1 protein-coding gene is annotated in these 1,247 nt (G+C 38.3%); it reads right to left on the bottom strand.

Translation table 11 applies throughout. The annotated features are described in order from the left end of the window. Window positions 1–37: 37 nt before the first annotated feature. A complete protein-coding gene (locus tag B0I21_RS19970; RefSeq protein ID WP_133642259.1) occupies window positions 38–1,183 on the bottom strand; it encodes an IS481 family transposase in 1,146 nt (381 codons plus the stop codon). Between the last annotated feature and the right edge of the window lie 64 nt (window positions 1,184–1,247).

Here is a 1,247-nt window from a genome sequence, read left to right as displayed (position 1 = left end):
TGTAATAGCCACTACTTGATCTGACAGTTGGTTGTTTTTAAAAAATGTCAGATTGCCTATTCGAATATAGTAATGTTTCTACAAAATCTATAGATTCAACTTGCTGCTTATTTTCTTGTACCGGATAAGTAACAAGTTGATCTTCTTTTAGTGTCTCCAGCATCTTTTCTTTTGCCAAATTAATTGTATCATTGAAGGTCTGCATAGGTGTCTTTCCAAAGCAATACTTTCCAGTATGGGTGCGATCCTGATTATAGTAATTCATCCAACGATCAAGGTCGTTTTGGAGTTCCTGAATGCTTCGGTATACTTTCTTTCTGAATGCAACGGCATAAAACTCATCCTGAATAGTACGATGGAAACGTTCGCAAATACCATTTGTTTGAGGGCTTTTTGCTTTTGTTTTCGTGTGATCTATATCTTCGATGGCTAAATAGAGCTGATATTCATGCTGGTCTCTTACCCCGCAGTATTCTGTTCCTCGATCGGTTAATATTCTTAACAATCTTAAGTCATGTTGTTCGAAAAATGGCACTACCCGATCATTGAGCATATCTGCGGCAACTAATGCATTCTTTCGATCATATAGCTTTGTAAAAGCGACTTTAGAATATGTATCAATGAAAGTCTGCTGATATATATGCCCAACTCCCTTAATATTCCCGACATAGTATGTATCCTGAGCACCTAGATATCCGGGATGATGAGTTTCTATCTCGCCGTGTGCCTTTTTCTCTTCTTTAGCTCTTTCCAGAGCTACAAGCTGAGTTTCCGTTAAAACAATACCTTCCTGTGCAGACTTTGCCTCTAAGGCTTTTAATCTGAGCTTGAAGGTCTGCAGATCATGCCTCATCCATATACTCCTAACCCCTCCAGGAGATATTAATATACCTTGCTTTTTCAGTTCGTTAGATACACGTAACTGACCTAAAGCGGGCTGGTCTATAGCTAGATCGACAACAGCTTTTTCAATATGCTCTTCTACTCGGTTCTTTAATATGGGCTTTCTTCTAGAAAGTTCTTGAAGTGCAAGCTCGCCTCCTTGATCATACAATTCTTTGAACCGATAAAAACTGTCTCTGGAATAGCCCATTACTTTACAGGCTCTTGATACATTCCCTAAGTGCTGGGCAAGCTCTAAAACACCCAGTTTGTTCTTGATGATTTTTTCTTGTGTTGTCATAACTCTAATCTATTTTTCAGTTGTTAATTTATTGCAACTGTCAGATTAAGTCTTGACTACTTCA

Source organism: Sphingobacterium paludis (assembly GCF_004364125.1).
Lineage (GTDB): Bacteria > Bacteroidota > Bacteroidia > Sphingobacteriales > Sphingobacteriaceae > Sphingobacterium > Sphingobacterium paludis.
The sequence above is the reverse complement of the archived record's forward strand: the minus strand, read 5'-3'. Positions and strand labels throughout refer to the sequence as shown.